17 protein-coding genes and 2 pseudogenes are annotated in these 19027 nt (G+C 65.9%); 3 read left to right on the plus strand and 16 right to left on the minus strand.

Annotation, left to right across the window (positions count from 1 at the left end):
* The first annotated feature begins 55 nt into the window (after positions 1-55).
* Complete coding sequence (ilvD, locus tag ABE434_RS12480; protein WP_346479057.1) at positions 56-1894, plus strand: dihydroxy-acid dehydratase; 1839 nt, start codon at positions 56-58, stop codon at positions 1892-1894.
* 122 nt (positions 1895-2016) lie between these two features.
* Here the strand turns inward: ilvD and dinG are convergent, their stop codons facing one another.
* The 3 genes from dinG to aroE all read right to left on the minus strand — a co-directional run bounded on the left by dinG (position 2017) and on the right by aroE (position 5479).
* Positions 2017-4119: an ATP-dependent DNA helicase DinG gene (gene dinG / locus ABE434_RS12485; protein ID WP_346479058.1), complete on the minus strand. Its 2103-nt coding sequence runs from the start codon at positions 4117-4119 to the stop codon at positions 2017-2019.
* A 141-nt stretch (positions 4120-4260) separates the two neighbouring features.
* The gene (locus ABE434_RS12490; RefSeq protein ID WP_346479059.1) at positions 4261-4623 is read right to left on the minus strand and encodes a hypothetical protein; all 363 of its coding nucleotides are present in this window, start codon (positions 4621-4623) and stop codon (positions 4261-4263) included.
* Positions 4624-4633: 10 nt separating this feature from the next.
* Positions 4634-5479, minus strand: coding sequence for a shikimate dehydrogenase (aroE, locus tag ABE434_RS12495; RefSeq protein ID WP_176987875.1), 846 nt, complete (start codon positions 5477-5479; stop codon positions 4634-4636).
* A gap of 52 nt (positions 5480-5531) precedes the next feature.
* On the opposite strand from aroE, the gene ABE434_RS12500 reads away from it, so the two are divergent.
* A complete protein-coding gene (locus ABE434_RS12500; RefSeq protein ID WP_346479060.1) occupies positions 5532-6407 on the plus strand; it encodes a TolB-like protein in 876 nt (291 codons plus the stop codon).
* A 66-nt stretch (positions 6408-6473) separates the two neighbouring features.
* Here ABE434_RS12500 and ABE434_RS12505 read toward each other — a convergent pair whose 3' ends face one another.
* The 4 genes from ABE434_RS12505 to ABE434_RS12520 all read right to left on the minus strand — a co-directional run bounded on the left by ABE434_RS12505 (position 6474) and on the right by ABE434_RS12520 (position 9110).
* Positions 6474-6734, minus strand: coding sequence for an SHOCT domain-containing protein (locus tag ABE434_RS12505; RefSeq protein ID WP_346479061.1), 261 nt, complete (start codon positions 6732-6734; stop codon positions 6474-6476).
* Positions 6735-6777: 43 nt separating this feature from the next.
* Positions 6778-7767, minus strand: coding sequence for a porphobilinogen synthase (gene hemB, locus ABE434_RS12510; RefSeq protein ID WP_346479062.1), 990 nt, complete (start codon positions 7765-7767; stop codon positions 6778-6780).
* A gap of 39 nt (positions 7768-7806) precedes the next feature.
* The gene (locus ABE434_RS12515; protein WP_346479063.1) at positions 7807-8724 is read right to left on the minus strand and encodes a bestrophin family ion channel; all 918 of its coding nucleotides are present in this window, start codon (positions 8722-8724) and stop codon (positions 7807-7809) included.
* Positions 8725-8861: 137 nt separating this feature from the next.
* Complete coding sequence (locus ABE434_RS12520; RefSeq protein ID WP_179459760.1) at positions 8862-9110, minus strand: hypothetical protein; 249 nt, start codon at positions 9108-9110, stop codon at positions 8862-8864.
* Positions 9111-9291: 181 nt separating this feature from the next.
* Between ABE434_RS12520 and ABE434_RS12525 the strand changes: the two genes are divergently transcribed.
* Positions 9292-9750, plus strand: coding sequence for a hypothetical protein (locus tag ABE434_RS12525; protein ID WP_176987869.1), 459 nt, complete (start codon positions 9292-9294; stop codon positions 9748-9750).
* A 134-nt stretch (positions 9751-9884) separates the two neighbouring features.
* Here the strand turns inward: ABE434_RS12525 and ABE434_RS12530 are convergent, their stop codons facing one another.
* The 9 genes and pseudogenes from ABE434_RS12530 to ABE434_RS12570 all read right to left on the minus strand — a co-directional run bounded on the left by ABE434_RS12530 (position 9885) and on the right by ABE434_RS12570 (position 18858).
* Entirely contained in the window at positions 9885-11696 is a 1812-nt protein-coding gene (locus ABE434_RS12530) for a DUF885 domain-containing protein (RefSeq protein ID WP_346479064.1), read from the minus strand.
* Between the two features lie 89 nt (positions 11697-11785).
* Positions 11786-11976 (minus strand): annotated as a pseudogene (locus ABE434_RS12535) (transposase); the annotation flags it as partial.
* A 597-nt stretch (positions 11977-12573) separates the two neighbouring features.
* Positions 12574-13482 carry a hypothetical protein gene (locus ABE434_RS12540; protein WP_346479065.1) on the minus strand — a complete coding sequence of 303 codons (909 nt, stop codon included), beginning with the start codon at positions 13480-13482 and terminating at the stop codon, positions 12574-12576.
* Positions 13483-13688: 206 nt separating this feature from the next.
* A complete protein-coding gene (locus tag ABE434_RS12545) occupies positions 13689-14138 on the minus strand; it encodes a hypothetical protein (protein ID WP_346479066.1) in 450 nt (149 codons plus the stop codon).
* Between the two features lie 65 nt (positions 14139-14203).
* Positions 14204-14401, minus strand: a pseudogene (locus tag ABE434_RS12550) (hypothetical protein); the annotation flags it as partial.
* 15 nt (positions 14402-14416) lie between these two features.
* A complete protein-coding gene (locus tag ABE434_RS12555) occupies positions 14417-15028 on the minus strand; it encodes a M12 family metallo-peptidase (RefSeq protein ID WP_346479067.1) in 612 nt (203 codons plus the stop codon).
* Positions 14920-15681 (minus strand): hypothetical protein, encoded by a 762-nt coding sequence (locus ABE434_RS12560; RefSeq protein ID WP_346479084.1) that lies wholly within the window; start codon positions 15679-15681, stop codon positions 14920-14922. Before ABE434_RS12560 ends, ABE434_RS12555 begins: the two co-directional genes overlap by 109 nt.
* Before the next feature lie 396 nt (positions 15682-16077).
* Positions 16078-16590 (minus strand): cytochrome c oxidase assembly factor Coa1 family protein, encoded by a 513-nt coding sequence (locus ABE434_RS12565; RefSeq protein WP_346479068.1) that lies wholly within the window; start codon positions 16588-16590, stop codon positions 16078-16080.
* A 39-nt stretch (positions 16591-16629) separates the two neighbouring features.
* A complete protein-coding gene (locus ABE434_RS12570; protein ID WP_346479069.1) occupies positions 16630-18858 on the minus strand; it encodes a S9 family peptidase in 2229 nt (742 codons plus the stop codon).
* Positions 18859-19027: the final 169 nt, after the last annotated feature.

Raw genomic sequence — 19027 nt, forward strand, 5'->3', positions numbered from 1 at the left:
CGGCAGAATCGAGCTGAAACGCGCCCCCACGGCCCGCCAGATCCTGCCAGCCACCATGCCTGAATACCGCTCCCGCACCTCCACCGCCGGCCGCAACATGGCTGGCGCACGCGCCCTGTGGCGCGCCACCGGGATGACCGACGGCGACTTCCACAAGCCGATCATCGCCGTCGCCAACTCGTTCACCCAGTTCGTGCCCGGCCACGTGCACCTCAAGGACCTGGGCCAGCTCGTGGCGCGCGAGATCGAGCAGGTCGGCGGGGTGGCGAAGGAGTTCAACACCATCGCGGTGGATGACGGCATCGCCATGGGTCACGACGGCATGCTGTACTCGCTGCCCAGCCGCGAGATCATCGCGGACTCGGTGGAGTACATGGTCAACGCGCACTGCGCCGATGCGCTGGTGTGCATCTCCAACTGCGACAAGATCACCCCCGGCATGCTGATGGCCGCGCTGCGCCTGAACATCCCGGTGGTATTCGTCTCCGGTGGGCCGATGGAAGCGGGCAAGACGCGCTTGTCCGAGCACAAGCTGGACCTGGTCGATGCGATGGTGATCGCCGCGGATGAAAGCGCCAGCGATGAGAAGGTCGCCGAGTACGAGCGCAGCGCCTGCCCTACCTGTGGCTCGTGCTCGGGCATGTTCACCGCCAACTCGATGAACTGCCTGACCGAAGCGCTGGGCCTGTCGCTGCCCGGCAACGGCTCGACCCTGGCCACGCATGCCGACCGCGAGCAGCTGTTCCGCCGCGCCGGGCGACTGATCGTGGAGCTGTGCCATCGCTGGTATGGCGGTGAGGAGATCGGTGCCCTGCCGCGTGGCATCGCGACCCGCGCGGCGTTCGAGAACGCGATGACGCTGGATATCGCGATGGGCGGCTCGACCAACACCATCCTGCACCTGCTGGCGGCGGCGCAGGAGGCGGAAGTGGACTTCGACCTGCATGCCATCGATGCGCTCTCGCGCCGTGTGCCGCAGCTGTGCAAAGTCGCGCCGAATACCCCGAAATACCACATGGAAGACGTGCATCGTGCCGGTGGCGTGTTCGGCATCCTCGGCGAACTCGCGCGCGGCGGGCTGCTGCATACCGACGTGCCGACCGTGCACAGCCGCACCCTGGCCGAGGCGATCACACGCTGGGATGTCGCGGTGAGCACCGATGAAACGGTGCACGACTTCTTCCGCGCCGGGCCCGCCGGCATCCCGACCCAGGTCGCCTTCAGCCAGGCCACGCGCTGGCCGACCCTGGACGTGGACCGTGCCGAAGGCTGCATCCGCGCCGTGGCGCATGCCTATTCGGCCGAGGGCGGGTTGGCGGTGCTGCGTGGCAATCTGGCCGTCGATGGCTGCGTGGTGAAGACCGCCGGTGTGGACGAATCCATCCACGTGTTCGAAGGCAACGCGCGTGTGTTCGAGAGCCAGGACGCCGCCGTGGCCGGCATCCTCGCCGACACGGTGGTGGCCGGCGACGTGGTGGTGATCCGCTATGAAGGCCCGAAGGGCGGCCCGGGCATGCAGGAAATGCTGTACCCGACCAGCTATCTGAAATCCAAAGGCCTGGGCAAGCAATGCGCGCTGCTCACCGACGGCCGTTTCTCCGGCGGTACCTCGGGCCTGTCGATCGGGCATGCCTCGCCGGAAGCGGCCTCGGGCGGCACCATCGGCCTGGTCCGCGATGGCGACCGCATCCGCATCGACATTCCCGCGCGGCGCATCGATCTGCTGCTGGATGACGCCACGCTGGCCGCACGCCGCGCCGAACAGGATGCACTGGGCTGGAAGCCGCGCGAGGCCCGCCCGCGCAAGGTCACCGGCGCGCTGAAGGCCTATGCGTTGCTGGCCACCAGTGCCGACAAGGGTGCGGTGCGGGACCTGGCGAAGCTGGAAGAGTAGGTCCACGCCATGCGTGGACGCGTGCAGTTTCAGGCTGCGGCGCGTTCTCATCGGAGCGCAGCCACGCATGGCGTGGCTCTACCGTTGTGAACGCCACGACCCCGTGGCTGTCTGATGCACCCCTACCCGATCACCCGCTTGAACGGCGGCAGTGAATCGATGATCCGCTTGCCGTAGCGGCGGGTCAGCAGCCGCGAGTCGAGGATGATCACGCGGCCGGTATCGGTGGAGGTGCGGATCAACCGGCCGGAGAACTGGGTGAGCGTGCGCAGCGCGTGCGGGATCGCGATCAGGTTGAAGGCGTTCAGGCCGCGGCTTTCGAACCACTCGCTCAGGGTGGAGGTCTGTGGGTCGGTCGGGACCGCGAACGGCACCTGGGTGATCACCACCGTGGTGCAGGCTTCGCCCGGCAGATCGAGGCCTTCGCCGAAGGAATTGAGCCCGAACAGCACCGAGCCCTCGCCGGCCGAGGTACGCCGCAGGTGCTCGTCGATCATCTTCTGCTTGGCGGTTTCGCCCTGCACCAGCACCTGCTTGCGCTGCGCGGCCGGCATCAGCTCGGCCACCTTTTCCATCTTCCAGCGCGAGGTGAACAGCACGATGCTGCCCTTGTCCCAGTCCAGTTCCTTGACCAGGTACTTGGCGATTTCCTTGGGGTGACCTTCCTTGTCATCCGGGGTGACCGGGAACGCCGGCACGATCAGCTGCGCCTGGTTGGGCAGATCGAACGGCGACGCCAGCGAGACCATCTCGGCCTCGGCCGGAATGCCGTTGTCGATCGCCAGCGCCTGGAAGTCCCCGCCGCCGGTGAGCGTGGCCGAGGTCATCACCACCGAATCCACTTCATCCCAGAGCAGCTTGCGCAGCACGTTCGCGGCCGAGACCGGCGAGCCATGCAGGACCAGGTCACCATCGCGCGAGAGGGTGATCCAGCGCGCGGTCGGCGGCTGGCCGTCCTTGTCTTCGCGGCGCCAGCCGGTCCACAGGTTGTGCTGCTGCTCGATCATCTCCAGCGCCATGCCGAGGTTGCGCTGCAGGCGCTCGCGCGCAGCATCCTCGGGCTTGCCCTTGGCCACCTGCGTCAGCGCGGCGTGCGCCCAGTTGAACAGCGCGCGGGTATCGTCGGCGATGGCTTCGATATCCGGCATCCAGATCTCCGGCAGGCGACCGTTCGGGGCGCGCCACATCGGCTCCTGCGCGGACGGGTCCGGCCGCCAGCTGCGGTCGATCACGTCGCGGAAGGCCTTGAGCTGCTTGCTGACCTTGGCGGCGGCCTCGATGGCCTCGTTGGGCAGCAGGTTGCCCAGCTTGTCCTTGTCCACCGCGCGGTAGGACGCGGCGATCAGCACCTGCAGGCGGCCGGTACGCTTGGCCATCTCGTCCAGCGCGAGGCTGGCCGCACCCTGGTCGATGGCGACGTTGCCGATGTGATGGCCTTCGTCGAGCACCAGCAGCATGTCCGACGGCGGCGCGATCAGCGGCTGGCCGTTGTCGCTCTCCCCGATCGACAGCGCCGACAACAGCAGCGCGTGATTGGTCACCACGATCTGCGCCTCGCGCACCGTGTTGCGCGAGCGCAGCACCGCACACTGCGCGGAGTAGGCGCACTTGCGCCCGGCGCAGCCCGAGGCCGGCGTGGTGATGCGCGAGCGCAGGGTGTTGCTGATCGTTTCCGGGGCGTTGTCCAGGTCGCCGTTCCAGCGGCCTTCGAGGAAGGCCTTGCTCAGCGATTGCGCCAGGTCCATTTCAATCGGTGCCAGCGGGCGATCGAACAGCGGCTGCTCATCCTCGAACATGCCTTCCTGCGCGCCGTCGCCATGCGCTTCGGCGGCATTGCGGGTGCACAGGTAACGGGTGCGGCCCTTGGCCAGCGCCACGGTCGCTTCGATGCCGGTGGCCTTGAGGAAATTGGGGATGTCGCGCTCGACCAGCTGCGACTGCAGCGCCACGGTGCCGGTGCTGATCACCAGCTTCTTCTTGGTCGCCAGCGCGATCGGCACGCCCGCGGTCAGGTAGCCCAGCGACTTGCCGACGCCGGTCGGCGCTTCGACCACACCGACGCCGCCGCTGTGCGAGAGCGCACGCGACACCACGCCGATCATCTGGCTCTGCGAGCGCCGGGTACTGAAGCCGGGCGTATTGGCCTGCAGCTTGGCGTAGGCGTCGCGGATGCCGGCCTTGAGCTCGTCGTTCAGGGCGCGGGGGGCTTCAACTTTTTCGGTCACGCCGGGGGACTGCCTGACTGGATCACGGTCCCCATTTTCTCACGACCCGGGGGCCGTGACCGGCGCCATTTTCCGCGCCGGTTCATATCCGTGACGCGGCCCACGCGGAAGGTGTGGACCACGACAGACGGCTGTACCCGCTCAGCGCGGCGGCAGCGGCGGCAGCGGTTGGACGGCGCGGCCGCGCAGCGCGCGGGTCATCGCCCAGACCAGCAGGACCAGGGCGAGCGCCTCGAACAGGTTGAGCGCGAAGTGGCCAACACCCAGCAGCGTCGACATCAGCTGCAGGTTCTCGTAGTTGCCCTGCTGCACCAGCCACATCGGCACCACGTTCAGTACCAGGCCTGCCAGGGTGGTCAGGGCCAGCACGCCCAGGGCCCACAGGGCCACGCTGCGGATCGACCCGCGCGGGGTATCCACCACCCAGACCACGGCAATCGCCAGCGCGATCAGCACGGGCAGGCGTACGCCGACCATGCCCAGCATCGAAATCAGCAGGTCCATGTTCACCGGCTCAGTCCTCGCCGACCAGCGGCGCCAGTTGGGTTCGCAGTTCGGTGTAGACCGCATCGGTCTGCGGACGCACCGCGTGCCACTGCAGGAAGCTCTCGGCGGCCTGTTCGACCAGCATGCCCAGGCCATCGACGATGTTGCGGCAGCCGGCCGAGCGCGCCCACGCGGTGAAGGCGATGGCCGCCTCGCCGTAGTTGAGGTCCACTGCGGTGGTCATGCTGTTGACCAGCGACAGCGGCAGCTTGAACTCCGCGGCGCGGTCGCGGCCGGCCGAGGTGGCGTTGATGATCAACTCGAAATCGCCCAGCTCGCGGATGTCTTCCCAGTAGCGGGTGATCGCGCGGCCCGGCTCGCCCATCGCATCGATCAGCGCGTCGGCGCGTTCCGGCGTGCGGTTGACCACCACCAGCTCCAGGATGCCGGCATCGAGCAGGGCCGGGGCCACGCTGCGGGCCGAGCCGCCGGCACCGATCAGCAGGGTGCGGCGGCCGCGCAGGTCCAGCCCGTGGCGGTCGGTGAGGTCACGGACCAGGCCGATACCATCGGTGGTGTCACCGTGCCAGCGGTCGCCCTTGCGCAGCAGCGTGTTGACCGCACCGGCGCGGCGCGCGCGCGAGGTCAGCGTGGTGCACAGTGCGAAGGCGGCTTCCTTGTGCGGCGCGGTGATGTTGGCGCCCACGCCCCCCTCGGCCGCGAAGGCCTCCAGGGCCGCCAGGAACTCGGCCGGCGATGCCTCGATCGCGCGGTAATCCAGCGCCAGGCCTTCCTGCCGGCCGAAGGTGGCATGGATGTGCGGCGACTGCGAGTGCGCGATGGGCTGGCCGAATACGGCGTAACGGTCGGTCATGGGTTTCCTGCTCCGGGCCTAGAATGGAACGCAAACCCCAACGGACGCGATGATGCGCATTCCATTGTCTCTGCTCGCGCTGAGCGCCAGTTTACTCTGCACACCCGCCGCGATGGCGCTTTCCGAATTCGGCATCGAGGGCATGGGCGTGGTCTCGACCAAGGCCAATGAGGCCCAGGCCGCGATCGCGCCGGACGGCCAGCGCATCGTCTGGGCCAGCGACCGCGCCGGAGGCAGCGGCGGCTGGGACCTGTGGCAGGCGGTGCTGCGCGATGGCCGCTGGCAGGACGCCTCCCCGCTCGCGCTCGACAGCGCACGCGACGAACGCGATCCCTACTTCAGCCACGATGGCCGCTGGCTGTACTTCGCCTCCGACCGCAGCGGCGGCCGGGGTGGGTTCGATCTGTACCGCGTCCCGGTGGGTGCCGATGGCACCCTCGGCCCCGTCCAGGCCCTGCCAGCATCGCTCAACACCCGCGATGACGAACGTGCGCCCGCACTGCGACCGGATGGACGCACCCTTCTGTTCTCACGCAATGGCAAGCAGACCCAGGGCGGCTTCGATCTGTATCTGGCGCCCGTGCAGGGCGAGGGCTTCGGCACCGCGCAGGCCCTGCCTGCTCCGCTCAATACGGCGGCCGACGAACTCGGTGCCGCCTGGCTGGACAATGAGGGCGCACTGGCCTTCACCCGCGCGACCGATGGGCATTCGCAGGTGTGGCGGGTGGGCTGCGATCACCGCCAGGCGGCGGAGCCGCTGACGCTGTCGTTCAATACCGCCGACGGCCAGACCGGCGCGCCGGTGGTGGACGCCTCGAAGCCGTCGGAGATGGTCCTGGCTGGCGTGGCACGCGCACCGCGTGCCGGCGGGCTGGATCTGTACCGGATCAAGACGCCGTCAGCGCCGCAGGGTCCGGGCTGCGGGTGATGTTGCGGGGCCGAAGGGCAGCGACGCTTGGCGTCGCTCTACGCCTGGAGGCGGCGTCGCCCCGCGTCACTGGCCCTGCAGCAGCGCCGCGCGTTGCTGTTCGTACTGCGCTTCGCTGATCTCGCCGTGGTCCTTGCGCTGGTTCAACGCGGCCAGCTGCGCCTGCAACGCGGGCGACAGCTGCGCCTCACGGGCGATGCGGGCGGCGGCGGAGGGTTGCTCCGGTGCCTGCCGCGCGGCACGGCGCACGCCACGGATCACCAGCCCGATGACCACGGCGAAGGCCAGTACACCGGCACTCCAGGTCACCCACTGTAGCCATCCCATCGTCTGCATCATCGTCGTCCTGTCTCGGGGTGGGCGCGTATTGTCAGCGCTCGCGCAGCCAACGCGCCACCTGCGGGGCGAAATAGGTCAGCACGCCATCGGCGCCGGCACGCTTGAAGCCGATCAGCGACTCCATCACGCAGGCCCGCTCGTCCAGCCAGCCATTGGCGAAGGCGGCCTTCATCATCGCGTACTCGCCGCTGACCTGGTAGGCGAAGGTCGGCACGCCGAACTGCTGCTTCACCCGGCGCACGAGGTCCAGGTAGGGCATGCCGGGCTTGACCATCACCATGTCCGCACCCTCTTCCAGGTCCAGCGCGATCTCGCGCATGGCCTCGTCACCGTTGGCCGGGTCCATCTGGTAGGTCTTCTTGTCCGCCTTGCCGAGGCCGGTGGAACTGCCGACCGCATCGCGGAACGGACCGTAGAACGCCGAGGCGTACTTGGCCGAGTAGGCCATGATGCGCACGTTGACGTGGCCCGCGGCATCCAGCGCGCGGCGGATCGCACCGATGCGGCCGTCCATCATGTCCGAGGGCGAAATGATGTCCACGCCCGCCTCGGCATGCGACAGCGACTGCTTCACCAGTGCCTCGACGGTGATGTCGTTGAGCACGTAGCCCTTGTCATCGATGATGCCGTCCTGGCCGTGCGTGGTGTACGGATCCAGCGCGACGTCGGTCATCACGCCCAGTTCCGGAAAACGCGACTTCAGCGCGCGGATCGCACGCTGCGCGAGGCCGTTCTCGTCCCATGCCGCCGCCGCATCGAGCGACTTGCCGGCCGGATCGATCACCGGGAACAGGTCGATTACCGGAATGCCCAGTTCCAGCGCTTCTTCCGCCACCTTGAGCAGCTCGTCGATCGACAGCCGCTCCACGCCCGGCATCGAGGCCACCGCCGCGCGGCCGGCCAGTTCGTGCACGAACACCGGGTAGATCAGGTCGTCGGTGGTCAGCGAGTTCTCGCGCATCAGGCGGCGCGAGAACTCGTCGTGACGCATGCGGCGGGGGCGATAGTCGGGGTGTGCCATGAGGAACTCCGGAACGGAATGCAGGAAGGAGTGCAGGAACTACTGCAGCAGGTACTGCCGCGGTTGCAGCGGCTCGGGCAGCGGCTGGACGCCCAGGCTGTCGAGCAGGTCGATCTCGATGATGCGCACCATCGCATCCAGCGGCAGGTCGTTGGATTCCAGCCCGAAGGGTTCTTCCATCTCCTCGCCGAGCTGGTCCAGACCGAAGAACGCGTAGGCCAGTACGGCCGACACCACCGGCGTCGCCCAGCCCAGCGAACTGGCCAGGCCGAACGGCAGCAGCACGCAGAACAGCCAGGCGCAGCGGTGCAGCAGCAACGTGTAGGCGAACGGCAGCGGCGTGGTCAGGATGCGCTCGCAGCCGGCCTGGATGCTGGACAGCGCATGCAGGCGCGTTTCGAACTGGGTGTACAGGTAAGGATCCAGCTGCCCGGCACGCAGCGCCTGGGCCAGGTCGGTGGCGATCATGGCCAGCAGCTGATCCGGCGCATTGAGGCGCTGGCCGAACCGTGCACGGTCGGCCTCGGGCACCCATGGCAGCGCGGCCAGCGCCACGTCGCGACCGCGCAGGCGGGCGGCCAGCGCATGCGCGAAGCCGATGCACAGCCGGCACACGCGGTCGCGCAGCGCGGCATCGTCGACCAGCAGCGCCTGGCACAACCGGGCCAGGCTGCGCGATTCGTAGATCAGCTGGCCCCACAGCTTGCGGCCTTCCCACCAGCGCTCGAAACAGGCGTTGTTGCGGAAGCTGAGGAAGATCGACAGCACCAGGCCCAGCAGGGTGAACGGTGCCACCGAGACGCGCTCGATGCCCGGTGGGTGCCAGAGCTCGGCCAGGGCGGCGACGGCGACCGACAACAGCAGGATCGCCACGACCTTCGGCGCCACCGCCGGAACGATGGAGCCGCGCAGGATGTAGAGCAGTTGCCAGCCGTGGGGACGAGGACGAATGATCATCGGTGCAGGGAGAGCGCCCGGAGGGGCGTGGACCGCCGGCGGAGCCGGATGCGGCAGCCGGTCATTCTACGCCGATGGTACCCGGCGGCCGTGAGCTGCGACGGTCGGTCGCACCCGGCGACGGGAACGCCGGCGGCTCAGATGATGCCGCCGCCCAGCCCCAGCCGGACGATGCCGACCACCACCACGATGCCGTTGAGCACCAGCCCGGTCCAAGCCCGGCCGCGCTTGCTGGCGTGGGTGAACAGGATGCCGATCGCGGCGATGACCGCGCCCACCGCGGCGAACGGGATCAGGAACCAGTTGCCCCACCCCAGCAGCGGGATCAGGGCCACAATCATCCAGAGCAGCGACACGATGCCCCACAACAGACTGATCAATCCCATACCCGGCTCCTTGAGGTGAATGCGTGGCCCACCATAGCGGTTCCCGGCGCAGGCGCAAGCGCGGGCGAGACGCCGTTGGCGGGGGCCTCACCGGGCCAGTGCTAGGGTGCGCTGGCAGGGGTTGGGACCGATTCAGTCGCCAGCGCCGATCATCCCAGCCATCACACACAGGGGTAACGCCATGAACATCCGATGCGCTGCATTGCTGGGCCTGGCGCTGCTCAGCGCCGGCTGCGCCAGCACCTCCAAGGTCATGCTCGGCCAGGCGCGCGCGCCGGTCGATCCGGCCACGGTGCAGATCTATTCCACGCCGCCAGCCGGTTCTCAGGAAATCGCCCAGCTCGAATCTGCCAGCGCAGTCGGTTTTGGCACGCAGGGCCAGACCGATGCCGCCGTGATGCGGCTCAAGCGTGAGGCCGCCGCACTCGGCGCCAATGGCGTGATCCTGATGGGCGTGGGTTCCAGCGGATCGCCGGTCGGCATGTCCGTCGGTGCGGGCAGCTACGGCTCGCACGTGGGCGGTGGCGTCGGCATCGGCATCCCGACCACGCAGAAGCGCGCGGCCGGTGTGGCCATCTGGGTCCCGAATCCGCCGCCGGCCCCGCGCCTGCCGACGCAGACGATCACGCCGACGCGGTAACGAGCGCTGCGGTAACGCAGATCGGGGTAACGCAAACCGCGGTAGGCCACGACCGTTGGCCGTGGCTGCTGGAACAGCGCACCGACCAACGGTCGGTGCCTACTGGAAGACCTTTCGCGCCTACCGGAACCGCGTCAGCGCTTGGTGGCGCGTTTGTACTTCGGCACGAAGACGTCATTGACCGCCTTGGCCAGCTGGTCCGGCGGCAGCAGGCCCTGGTCGAGCAGGAAGTTGTTGAAGGCCAGGCGGTCGAAGCGATCGCCGAGCGCCAGCTCGGTTTGCATGCGCAGTTCCAGGATGCGGGTGTAGCCGTAGAAGTAGCTGCCGGCCTGGCCGGGCATCCGCACCATGTAGCGGTCCAGTTCCTGGGTCGCCATCGCCTTGGACAGGCCGACCTCGTCGATCAGCACGCGCTCGGCGTTGGCACGGTCGATCTGGCCCAGGTTGAGCATCGGGTCCAGCATCGCGCGGGCGGCACGCAGCAGGCGGAACTGCAGCGCGATCAGCTGCCCGTCCAGCGGCTCGTACGGCACCATCTCCGCCTCGGCATACAGCGCCCAGCCTTCCACGTTGACCGAGTTGAACGCGAACATCGTGCGCGCCAGCGAGATGCCGCGCTCGACCATCGCAGTGAACTGCAGCTCATGGCCCGGGCGGCCTTCATGCGCGCTCAGGGTCCAGGCAGCCGAGCCGAAGTTGAAGTCGTCGTACTGCGCGGCCTTGTCGCCGGCGGCCGGGTTGCCCAGCGGCAGCACGAAGGTGCCCTGCTGCCCGGTGTTGCCGACCAGCGGCGCCGGCAGGAAATGCGGTGCCGGCGAGGCGGCGCTTTCGGCGGCCGAGCCCAGGCGCATCTGCATCGGACGCTGCGGCACGTCGACGATCTTTTCCTTGCGGATGATCGGATCGATCGCATCGATCACGCCACGGTAGTGGTGCTCGAGCTGGTCGTCCGGAATCTTGTCGCCCTTCAGCGCCCGCACCACCGCCACCGGATCAGTGCTGTCGGCGACCTTCAGGCCCTTGGCCTGTACCACCAGCGGCGCCAGCTGGCGCATCGCCGAGCGGGTTTCCATGAATTCCAGCTGGGCGCGCTGCATCAGCAGCGCCGGGGCGATGTCGATGCCCACGCGCTTGAGCTGGTAGGCATACAGCGGCTCGGGCAGGCGAGCGTCGGTGCGGGCCTGGGGCAGCACTTCACGGCGGGTCCAGTCGCGGTACTCGCGCAGCTGGCTGGCGATGGTCTGCAGCGCCTGCTCGGCGCCGGCGATCTTGTACTTGCCGAACAGCTGCTCGATGCCGGTGATGTAGGTGTCCACATTGGCCAGCGACTGCTCGACTTCGATCTTGGTCGGCTGCAGCAGTGCCTTGTCGCCCAGGCGCTCTTCATAGCGCTGGCGCGACAGCGTGGTCACCGGCTGGCTGCCCGGGGCAAGCCCGGCGTAGGCCTTCAGGCGATCCAGCGCCTTGGCCCGGCGCTCGGCCGGCACCTGGTCGGACAGCAGCAGGTTGAGGCCGCTGAACACCGTCTGCGGGGTATCGCTCCACGGCAGCAGGTACTTCTCGTTGAGCTCGCTGCCTTCGATGTTCTGGTCGGCGGCGGCGATCATGATCGCCAGGTCCTGGCGGACGTTGGCATCACGCTCGGTGGCGAGCTTGGCCTGCAGCTCGCTGCGCGCCTTGGCCATCGCCGCACGGTAGCGGGCGCCGTTGTCCGGGCCGAAATCGGCCGCCTTGTCGTCGTAGCCGGGTACGCCGAAGAAGCCGGTTTCTTCCGGCTGGAACGGACCCTGCGCATCGAGCAGGATCTGCGCCAGCTGGTTGCTGCGGGTCACCCAGGCCGGCGAGGCGGCAGGCTTGGCGGCAGCAGGGGCGGCCAGGGCCGGCGGTGCCGACAGCGCGGCGGGAACGGACAGGGCCAACGCGACAGCGAGGACAAGCGGCTTCATGCAGGAACTCCAGGGCAGGATGCCTGCGACCCTACGCACTTGGCGGGCCGGGGGCAATTGGCCGGAGGTCATGCCGCGCCGGGAGGACCCCGGAGCTCGTCCTGCAGCTCCTTGCGCTGGGAAACCATGGACGCACCATGCCGCCGGACTTGCTGTGCCCCTTGTAGCACCTCGCTGAGCTGATGCCATGCTGCCGACAAAGGTCGGGTACAGGCACGCCGGCCTCTGCGTGCTTGAGAACGGCAATGATCTGGCTGTCGGTGAATCGTGACTTCTTCATGGAATCTCGTCGGCGGTAGATGACGAGAAAATTCCACTTCTGGCTTCGGCCAACCTGCGGGGGATTACCTACGGCAACTTCAATTTTCACGCGTGGGCGGGCGAGTTGGCTTGGGTTGTCCGACAGTCACGGTGCCGGTTCGTCCGCCGCCACAACTGCCATAGCACCCGCTGCCGGGGTTGGCCCCGCCACTGTTACCGACGCCTTGACCGTCCCCATAACCGCTGCCTGATCCTGTACCAGTTCCATTTCCATTTCCGCCTGCCGGGGGAAGAGTGCTGGTCTGGGTTTCATATTTGACTCCGATGTAGCCTTCTCCCCCAACCGTAACTTGGTAGTCAACGCAGGCAGCTTCGTTACACATTGTCAGGATATCTCCGGGGACTATCCACAGAGGCTGTATAGAAACGAGCCTATTAAATCTTGATACAGCAAGACTAAGCTCATTCGCGGTGCCCGGATCAACTCTTGGATAGCCAAGTACACAGCTCAGGCATGGGTGAGTACCAATTTTCCTCGAGCCAGGAACGCCGGCATACACGCAGGCTGTCGTCGCCACTAGAGAAGCCAGCAAAATACCCGCGGTCATCCAGACCTTCATTTTTTGCTCCTTTGTGTCAGCGAACTGGCTAGTTGATTGGCCTTCCTGATCTCATTCGGCGTCATGGACTGAGCCATGACATACAAAATCTGATCGTTTCGATTGATGGGCATCAGCTCACCTGCCGCCTTTTTGTAGGCATAGGCCCGAATCGGGTCCCTCGGCGTAATGATGCCGCGCTCGTACGCCGTTCCTAGCGTGAAAAGGCCGTCCGCATTGCTAGTGTCGGCTACGCTCTTGATGTAGCGAAATGAGTCTTCATTGAATTTCTGAATTTCTTCAGGGGAGGTCGCTTGTTCTTGCTGATCTCCAACAATGAGGTCCAGATAGTTGTAGTAGGCCAGTCGCGCGTAGGTGTCGCCCGCTTTCGCTGCTTCTTTCAGCCATCGGGCTGCTTCCTTTTGCGCATCACCTGGTACTCCCTCACATTCTTTAAGCTTTTCCTCGGTGTACGTGAGAGAGCGCAATTGCTGATCTACCAGGAACTGCTCTCGCGTTCTTCCGCTGGCTTTGAGAATTTCAGGCGAGACTTGGCTGTTGGAGTAATCAAGAGACCTGTCTGGTTGCATTGCAACGCGGCACTCATTGAGGACCAAGAAGAGTTGTCGTTTTGCTTCTAAATCTCCTGCTTCCGCCCTGTTGAGAAGCGACGGATACAGGTCTTTCAAGGGAACAGCTGGTAAACGCTGTGCAGATTGGAGGTCGGCATCACTTGCGACCGTTTTTAGCGTGACACTTCGAATGTCCGTCGCAGCAGCGGGCGCTGCATTCCCCGGCGTACCGCTAACCGACTGAACATCATCATTCTTCTTTGCGCATGAAGTGAACATGCAAACAACGAATGCGAACGTTGATAGACGCACGCATTGGTCGAGAATGCTGTACTTGAGGGTTGGAGGCGGCATTGGATTCTCCATGAATGCCAGCCTGAAATTCAGCATCCAGATCGACTGAAATTCAAGTTGTGATGGTTGGGATGCTGGTCACGTGGATCAGGATGGTCCATCCATGTCCATCCCTGGTGGTATTGCTCGGTAGATGAGCAGAGATCCTATATCGATGGTCGCAAGATTGAATCGGCTTCCACAATAGGTGAATATCCTGCTCGTCTTTAGGGAATTGCCCTATGAACGAGCCAGAGCGGACCTTCGATGCGTAACGCTAGATCCAGCGTCTGCAACACGGTCGATTCGGCATTTCCGGGGAGCGCATGTCCCGCCCGCTGCAGGTCAACGAGAACTCCGCTCTCTCGAAATCCTTCATTCGCATGTGCGACCGCTCTTTGCATCATGCTAAAGATCTTCTCTCTGCCATCCGCCAGTGATCTGTTCCCATAGCCAGCGAGCCGGAGGGTGGATCGCTCAACGGACTGAGTGACTTGGTCGAGAATGAGCGGATCCACCGGATAGGGGTCGCGCACCGTGGGTGTCTCGTTCGGCAGCCTCCGCAGATCACTGCGCACCAACAGGTTCCCGAACAGCTGGTAACGAAGATGACCTCGGGTGAAGCTCGTCATCAACTCGCCATTTTCCATTTCGATGACGGGGACAACCTGGGGCATGCCCCCTGCACCACGCCCACCGACCACTTCACCCACCCACAGCTGCCGCGACGACCAGCTCGATAGTCGCCCACCTTGTCGTCGTAGCCGGGTACGCCGAAGAAGCCGGTTTCTTCTGGCTGGAACGGGCCCTGCGCATCGAGCAGGATTTGCGCCAGCGGGTTGCTGCGGGTCACCCAGGCCGGCGAGGCGGTAGGCTTGGCAGCCGCCGGGGCGGCCAGGGCCGGCGGGGCCGTAATAACGGCCTGCCTGGCCCCGCTCATTTCTCCCCTCTGTGGCTACGGATAGAAGTCGGCAATCATCTGACGGGTATCGTTCAGGACCCTTGCATTGTGGTGGGTGCCTTCCGTACCAGCAGGCAATCCGTTGTGACTGAGGTCAGGCGAAGACCAAAGATTCACTCGGCGACATGGCACGCCAGAGCATTCATAGGACATTACAGTCCTCCAGCGATCGGGCGCATTCTCCGGCGCCTGATAGCCATGGCCGTGGTCAAACCGAGGCGGGCTGATCGATGCATTGGCAGGCTCATGATCGGCGCCGAACAGGTGTCCCATTTCGTGGGCAAGGCTGCTGGTCGTGGCCCCCAGGCAGTTCCGCTCCACAACCGCGAATGCTGTTTCCTTCGTGGCCAGCAGCCGTTGCGCCTGCCCGCAGAGCAGCGGTGATGAACCTGTGTCGATAATCATCAGCACAATGTCCGCCTTGGCAGCATCGCGGACCTGGTGCATGAAGCCCAGTGTCCCCCTTCTTCCGGCCATGAGATCATCCAATGTCTGGGTTACACCTGTTTCCTGGTAGCCGGGTAGTACGTTACCCGCACGCTCGAGTTCGACTTGAATTCCGCTGTCAAGAAATCCTTTGTTGGCCAGATATACGGCCTTCCGCATTTCGGCAAAGACCTCTTCCCGATCACTCCCAAGCGCAGCGGCTCCGTAGCCAAAGAGGACACGAACCGTTGATTTTCCGCCTGTCCCGGCTTCGGCAGTGGGGCACCACGCACTGCGGGGCTGACATCGCGCACCGGTGCCTCTCGCGGAAGCCTGCGTAGATCCTTGCGGATCAGCACGCCACCTCGGAGTTCGTAACGGAAGCTGCCGATGTCGAAGATAGCCTGCAGTCGCCCGTCAGAACCCTCGGAAACGCGTACCGTCCCTTCCACATCCGTACACGGCGAAGAGGACGAGGCGGTTTTGCCAGCCCAACGGAGCCGACTGGGAATGATCTCGGATGATGCTCCGCCATTCTGGACGGCCAGAACGTGGACCGGATCCGAAGCCTCTCCTGGCGGGTGGCCTGCAACGCGCTGCAGGCGCACTTTCAAGTCGAAGAGATCGACCTCAATCGAATCGTCAAAAAGTGCATCTGGATGAACATCAACACGACGAACCCAGTCAACAATACTGCCTTCGTGCTGCCTGCGTAGCTCTGGGCCGGGATCCCATCCTCCCGCAGGAATTTCGACGAACCTGGACGTGGCCTGTGCAGGCGAAGGAGAACTGGCCAAAAACACGACCGCCGCAACGAACAGAGCACGCTTCATGACCCACCCCAGTGTCCATGCCACATGGCATGACGAACACTACGGTCCGACTACGCGTCACCGGGAGACGTCTGTCACACAGGCCACGACAGGCGCCAAAAGCGACTAGCAACGACAGTTTCTTCCCGCAAATTTTCAGGAATGCGCTGTGCTGCCGCACAACAGCTCCACCTGGTGCAGACAACGGCGCTCAGTCACGTGACGACTCCGACATCGATGCAGCTCACAGAGACTTCGGATCCTGCCGGTACGGTCGCCGGTCCCTCGCCTTATCGCGCCCACCAGATACGGTGCGACACACATCCACACCCTACCAGTCGATCACCATCAGCGCGGGCAATCCGCATGACTGCCTAATGAGGCAGGTCCTTGCCAGCCGTGGGGCAGGCTGCTTCCCTACAGTGCAGGTTTCTCGTTGCACTGACCGCGTTGGCGACATTGCCGCAGCGCGCATTCCCCCGCAGCCTCATCGTCATCCAGCGCGGTCAGGTCGAAAGTCTGCCTGTCTTCGCCCAGCACGTACATCACCGGGTAGTCCCACACGTCATCGTTGCGGGTGCCCTTCACGAACAACCGCCCATACGCATGGGGTCCTTCCAAGGCCACGGTCAGAACGACATCGCGCTGGCCGGTGATCGCGGTCTGCATGCTACCCAGCGGAATCGACTCGATATGCAGCGGCTCACCGAACGCTTCCACCAGTTCGATGCTGCAGCCGGCGCGGCGCAGCGCTTCGCGCATCGGCGGACTCTCGCGTGCTGCCTCGCTCCAGCGCAGCACGCTCCAGGTCACCACACCACCTACGCCCCCGAGCACCAGTACCACCGCCAATGGCATGGCCCAGCGCCAGTGGCGGCGCCACCAGCCGGGAGGCACGGTCGAACCAGGAAGCGCGGGCGGCAATGTCATCGGCGAACTCCTTGTCAGGCCGGTGGCAGGAACGGGGAATCAGGGCGCCAGGCAGCGCCCCAGGAAGTCCTCGGCCAGGCGGTAGCGGTGCAGCGCGTTGCTGCCCGACAGGCCATGCTTGGCGCCGGGATAGGTCATCAGTTCGAACGGCTGGCCGCGTTTCTGCAGGGCGCTCATCAGCACCGTGGAGTTGGTGAACAGCACGTTGTCGTCGGCCATGCCGTGGATCAGCAGCAGGCGCGAACGCAGGCCATCGATGTGCGCCAGCACACGCGCTTCTTCATACCCCTTCGGGTTGTTGCCCGGCAGGTTCATGTAGCGCTCGGTGTAGTGGGTGTCATACAGGCCCCAATCGGTCACCGGTGCACCGGCCACGCCACAGGCGTAACTGTCCGACGCCTTGGCCAGCAGCATCAGGGTCATGTAGCCGCCGTTGGACCAGCCCTGCACGCCGATGCGCGCCGGGTCCACCCACGCCTGCTGCTTCAGCCAGGCCACGCCGCGCAGCTGGTCGGCCACTTCGACCGTGCCCTGCACGCCGTACAGCGCGCCGCCGAAATCACGACCGCGGCGCGGGGTGCCGCGGTTGTCCAGCGAGAACACCACGTAGCCCTGCTGCGCGAGGTACTGGTTGAACAGATGATCGCCACGGCCGGGCCAGCTGTTGGTGACCGTCTGCGAGGCCGGGCCGCCATAGACGTACACGACCACCGGGTAGCGCTTGGCCGGATCGAAACCGGTCGGCTTGATCAGGCTGTAGTGCAGTGCCGTCTTGCCGTCGGCGGCGGTCAGCGTACCGAACTCGACCGGGCGCTGCGCATCGAGATAGCGCGCGTACGGATGCGCGGGATCTTCCAGGTTGTTCTCGACCAGGGTGGCGATCTTCTCGCCGTTGGCACGGTGCAGCGCGATCTGCGGCGGCGTGGTGGTGCTGGACCAGCTGTCCACGTAGACGCTGGCATTACGCGCGAAGCTGGCGGTATGCATGCCCGGCGCCTGCGACAGGCGCTGCGGCGTGCCGCCCTGCAGCGACACGGCGTAGAGCTGGCTTTCGCGCGGGCTGTCCACGCCGGCGCGGAAATACACCTTGCCGGCGTCTTCGTCGACGGCCAGCAGTTCGTCCACCGGCCAGGTGCCGGCGGTCAGCGCGGTGACGGTCTTGCCGTCATCGGAGATGCGGTACAGGTGCTCGAAGCCACTGCGCTCGGACGACCACACGAAGCCGCCCTGCTTGAGGAAGCGCAGGCTGTTGTGCAGCGGCACCCAGGTCGGCGAGGTTTCGGTCACCAGGGTGCGTTGCTGGCCGCTGGCCAGCTCGGTCTGGATCAGCTCAAGCGTCTTCTGGTCGCGCGACTGGCGCTGGAACGTCAGGCGCTGGGGATCACGCCAATCGACGCGGGCCAGGTAAATATCCGGGTTGCGGCCCAGGTCGATCCAGGTCGGCTTGGCGTTCTGACGCGGCGCGATCACGGCCAGCTTCACGGTGACGTTGTGGTCGCCGGCCGCCGGGTAGCGCTGTTCGATCATCTCGGTGCGGTCGGCATACATCTCGTAGCGCTTCTGCACCGGCACCGGCGATTCATCGATGCGGGCGAAGGCGATCGCCGAGTCGTCCGGTGCCCACCAGTAGCCGGTGTGGCGGTCCATTTCCTCATCGGCGACGAACTCGGCCACGCCGTTGCCGATCGTGTCGCTGCCATCGCGGGTAAGCTGGATCTGCTGTCCGCTGGCCAGGTCGATCACCCACAGGTTGCGGGCACGCACGAAGCTGACGAAGCCGCCCTTCGGCGACAGCTTGGCATCGGTCGCGAAGCCTTCCCCATGGGTGAGCTGGCGCACCGCGGCCTTGCCCTGCCTGCTCAGGTCGTACAGGTACAGCTCACCGCCGAGCGGGAACAGCAGGGTGCGTGCATCCGGCGACCACTGGTAATCAACGATGCCGGTCATCGCGGCGATGCGCTGGCGCTCGCGGCGGGCCTTCTCGGCGTCGCTCAGGGTTTCCGTACCGGGCAGCACCACCTTGGAGTCGACCAGCAGATGGGTCTGGCCGCTGGCGATGTCGTACGCCCACAGGTCCAGCTGGTTGCGGTCGGCGTCCTTGCCGCGCAGGAAGCTGACCTGCGAGCCGTCCGGGGCCACCTTGGGCTTCATCAGGGTCGGGCCGGACAACGGCAGCGGACCGGTGATGGCATCCAGGGTGAGTTTTTCAGCGTGGGCGATCGAGGTCGAGGCGAGCATCAGGGCGAGCGAAGCGAACAGGTGGCGCATGAAGGATTCCGGCAGCGTCTGGGCAGTCCCCGGCCGCGGGTGCGGCACGGGGAACGCTTCATCCTAACCAAAACCGTTCCGGTCGTGCCGGAGGCGGGCGGGCGTCCGGCCGCGCCCACCGCTGCGGGGAGCCGGCCAGCCGCCGGCACTACCGGGCAGGTGAGCACCG

The sequence above is a fragment of the Stenotrophomonas sp. TWI1183 genome, from assembly GCF_039673115.1.
Taxonomy (GTDB): domain Bacteria; phylum Pseudomonadota; class Gammaproteobacteria; order Xanthomonadales; family Xanthomonadaceae; genus Stenotrophomonas; species Stenotrophomonas maltophilia_AA.

Coding starts and splice junctions, on each gene's coding strand:
- ilvD (WP_346479057.1), top strand. CDS start 56: ATGCCTGAATACCGCTCCCGCACCTCCACCGCCGGCCGCAACATGGCT.
- ABE434_RS12490 (WP_346479059.1), bottom strand. CDS start 4,623: ATGGACCTGCTGATTTCGATGCTGGGCATGGTCGGCGTACGCCTGCCC.
- aroE (WP_176987875.1), bottom strand. CDS start 5,479: ATGACCGACCGTTACGCCGTATTCGGCCAGCCCATCGCGCACTCGCAG.
- ABE434_RS12500 (WP_346479060.1), top strand. CDS start 5,532: ATGCGCATTCCATTGTCTCTGCTCGCGCTGAGCGCCAGTTTACTCTGC.
- ABE434_RS12505 (WP_346479061.1), bottom strand. CDS start 6,734: ATGGGATGGCTACAGTGGGTGACCTGGAGTGCCGGTGTACTGGCCTTC.
- hemB (WP_346479062.1), bottom strand. CDS start 7,767: ATGGCACACCCCGACTATCGCCCCCGCCGCATGCGTCACGACGAGTTC.
- ABE434_RS12515 (WP_346479063.1), bottom strand. CDS start 8,724: ATGATCATTCGTCCTCGTCCCCACGGCTGGCAACTGCTCTACATCCTG.
- ABE434_RS12520 (WP_179459760.1), bottom strand. CDS start 9,110: ATGGGATTGATCAGTCTGTTGTGGGGCATCGTGTCGCTGCTCTGGATG.
- ABE434_RS12525 (WP_176987869.1), top strand. CDS start 9,292: ATGAACATCCGATGCGCTGCATTGCTGGGCCTGGCGCTGCTCAGCGCC.
- ABE434_RS12530 (WP_346479064.1), bottom strand. CDS start 11,696: ATGAAGCCGCTTGTCCTCGCTGTCGCGTTGGCCCTGTCCGTTCCCGCC.
- ABE434_RS12540 (WP_346479065.1), bottom strand. CDS start 13,482: ATGCCGCCTCCAACCCTCAAGTACAGCATTCTCGACCAATGCGTGCGT.
- ABE434_RS12545 (WP_346479066.1), bottom strand. CDS start 14,138: ATGCCCCAGGTTGTCCCCGTCATCGAAATGGAAAATGGCGAGTTGATG.
- ABE434_RS12555 (WP_346479067.1), bottom strand. CDS start 15,028: ATGCGGAAGGCCGTATATCTGGCCAACAAAGGATTTCTTGACAGCGGA.
- ABE434_RS12560 (WP_346479084.1), bottom strand. CDS start 15,681: ATGAAGCGTGCTCTGTTCGTTGCGGCGGTCGTGTTTTTGGCCAGTTCT.
- ABE434_RS12565 (WP_346479068.1), bottom strand. CDS start 16,590: ATGACATTGCCGCCCGCGCTTCCTGGTTCGACCGTGCCTCCCGGCTGG.
- ABE434_RS12570 (WP_346479069.1), bottom strand. CDS start 18,858: ATGCGCCACCTGTTCGCTTCGCTCGCCCTGATGCTCGCCTCGACCTCG.